Below are 2,774 nucleotides of genomic sequence, written 5' to 3' on the forward strand. Positions count from 1 at the left end.
TCGTGAACCAGAACGTATTACTGGTTTCATTATCGCATCCAGTTAGCTTGTAATGGGAGCCTAACTCTTTGTTCTTCTCGAGCTCAATCCCCCCGACACACCGTGCTCGGACGACCTGCATCGCTACCAAACCCGTCCCTCGAGTTGTCATATGTATACGTGATCGCCTCAGCCCCATCAAAGACCAGCTCATAGAAGATCGGGTCACCTTCAATTGTATATTGCGTTATACGCACCTGATTCGGCACTCCCTTGTCGAGATTCTCCAAAAACAGCTTCCACTTGTCGAGATTGTACATCTTCCCGTGAACGTTCACGATATCTCCATTCGCGGCTGCTTGGTCAGCACCATAAGGGTCAGACACAGCGGGGAACGCTTTCGGCTTTGCTGGCGGTGAAACCGTCTCCCCCGGTACAGGAGCAGTGAAAGAACTGGTCGTATTATCGCCAGGTCTGTCCGACTTCTCATTGCAGCCCGATAGCAAAACTAATGTAGCCGCTAATATTAACACCTGTTTGATCATGAATGATCACCTCATATTTAACAACGCTATAGCGAGTACGAATGTTTCAATCGCAGACGCGAGTTCATTAACTCCATGACTAATTAATTTATGAATATGGACCACATTGCAATAAAAAACAGGCCGTGCCCCAGGTCTTTTTGACCTGTAGGAACGGCCTATTCTGATTCGCCTCTATTTGTCTTCTATATTACTAATGATTTTCTTGATCACCGTGACCGCTTCCGCCCGGGTCGCTTGGGCTTGAGGCTTCACTGTGCGATCGGGGTATCCCGTAAGAATCCCTCGTTCTACCGCGGACGCAACTGCATTTTTCGCCCATTGCGAGATCCGATCTCCGTCGGTGAAGGACGGAGTACCCTTCGTGTTCTCCAAATGTAAGGCATTCGCCGCCATCACCGCCATCTGCTCCCTCGTGATGGGCTGATCCGGCAAGAAGGTATTACCGTCGTAACCCCGGATCATTCCATTGGCATAAGCCGTGGAGATCGCAGCCCGGGCCCAATGGTTCTCTGTATCGATGAACACTTTATCCGCCTTCGGTTTCCATTGCAGGACCTCGGTCAGAATCGAAACAAACTCTGCACGTGTAATCGGACGGTTCGGACGGAATGTGCCGTCCGGATACCCTTTTACAATCCCGCTTCCCGCCAGATGCTGGATCGTTTCTTCAGCCCAATGGCCCCGGATATCCGTAAATACGGCTGCAGATTCGTTGTTAACAACCGTTCGGGCGATGGCCGCGAACTTGCCGAGGTGGTTGATCGTCCCGCTGACCATGCCGTTCTCGAAGTCGATTTGCGGATCCCCCAATGGAACCCATTGCCTGGTATCCTCGTTTAGCCAGCAGAGCAGAATTTGATCGCCATCCTGCCGGGTCACATCAGCGTTCAGGCGCAGCTTGACGGTCACATTAACAAGGAAATTCCCCGGCACGTCTTTCTTCATTTCAAATACTCGGCTGACTAGACGCTCATGATCGGACAACGGGAGAGTATCCGAATCGGTTATTTTGTTAACCGTCACTTGGAAAGGGCGGTCCAATGCACAGGCGGGAAACGAGATCTCGCCGCCTTCGAACTTAACCACACCGCCCTTCAATCCGACCACGCTTGCCGCACCGCAATTCAATCCGTCCAGGTTCGTGTTTGCCGGCAATGGCGCCGAACTGCTGCTTCCCTGGCCCAGACGGAACCGATTCGATACGGCTTCCGTCGAGTTCCCCACCCGATCCGATGCTCTTACGTGCAAGTACCAATCGCCGGTCGCCCCGCTCTTCGTCAGATCGGTGCCGCTGGCAAACGGCACCCAACCTTCCGCTGGAGCGGAGAGATCCGTCGTCCAAGCATATTGAAGCGTTGAATGATCGATTCCGCTTCCGGTATCCACTGCCGTCGTCCGGGATGAAGCCGATGGAGCCACGGATTCCCTGCCGTTCGGGGAGAACGTGATGGCAGGAGGCGTTCGATCGATCTTCACCTTCAGCACGTCGGACAACTGATGGCCGGCCTCATCCTCCGCTTGGAAGACGATCGCATGGTCGCCATCCTCGGTGATTTCGATCGGGGAACTGTTCGTATAACCTTGCGGTGATCCGGCGTCCAACGTAAAGGTGAACGAGGCAATCCCGCCGGTTCCCCCCTCCAGCGTATACGCTGACGGTCACGCTCTGGTTCGTCCATTCCCCTTCCGTATAAGTGCCTCCGTCCGATTTTACCATCGTCGGGGTCAATGCCAACCCGCTTGAACCGATTTTAACCGTGCGCCGTTCCGCCGTTTCCATTCCCGCCGCATCTACCGCCTTGAAATCGAGGACATGGACACCGTCGTCCTGCAATTCAATGCTAGTCGTATAAGGCGACCAAGTCTCGCCTCCATCCAACGAGTAGACAAACTCGTTAACCTCGGCTGTCCCCTCATAAACGGATGCGCTCACCGACACCGGTTGGTTCGTCCACGTTCCGTCTTGGTAATTGCTGCCGTCAGCCGTTGTCATTGTGACCTCGATATTCGGCGGCCAGGGTTGATCCGACACGCTGGGCAAAGGATTATTCGCCAGATCAACGATACTTCCCGCTTGCGAATCGTACGACAGCCTGATATCCTGGCCGCTGCGCAATGGTTCTCCCACCTTCAGCTTCATGGTCTTTGCCCCGGCCTTTATGGTATCGACCACTGTGACATCAACCCCGTCTGCTAGAACGGAGAAGCCTCCTGCAGACAGCAAGTTCACCTCTTCATCGAACGTCA

3 protein-coding genes are annotated in these 2,774 nt (G+C 53.9%); all 3 read right to left on the reverse strand.

All coding sequences use genetic code 11. From position 1 onward, the window contains the following. Nucleotides 1-83: 83 nt before the first annotated feature. Nucleotides 84-524, reverse strand: a complete 441-nt coding sequence (locus CPT76_RS35805; RefSeq protein WP_105446250.1) for a DUF4362 domain-containing protein — start codon at nucleotides 522-524, stop codon at nucleotides 84-86. 174 nt (nucleotides 525-698) lie between these two features. Beyond that, the gene (locus CPT76_RS35810; RefSeq protein ID WP_258169119.1) at nucleotides 699-2,012 is read right to left on the reverse strand and encodes an S-layer homology domain-containing protein; all 1,314 of its coding nucleotides are present in this window, start codon (nucleotides 2,010-2,012) and stop codon (nucleotides 699-701) included. Nucleotides 2,013-2,034: 22 nt separating this feature from the next. Continuing rightward, on the reverse strand, nucleotides 2,035-2,774 hold a 740-nt coding region (locus CPT76_RS35815; RefSeq protein WP_219845503.1), incomplete at its 5' end, for a hypothetical protein.

The organism is Paenibacillus sp. AR247 (genome assembly GCF_002968895.1).
In the GTDB taxonomy this organism is placed as follows: domain Bacteria; phylum Bacillota; class Bacilli; order Paenibacillales; family Paenibacillaceae; genus Paenibacillus_AQ; species Paenibacillus_AQ favisporus.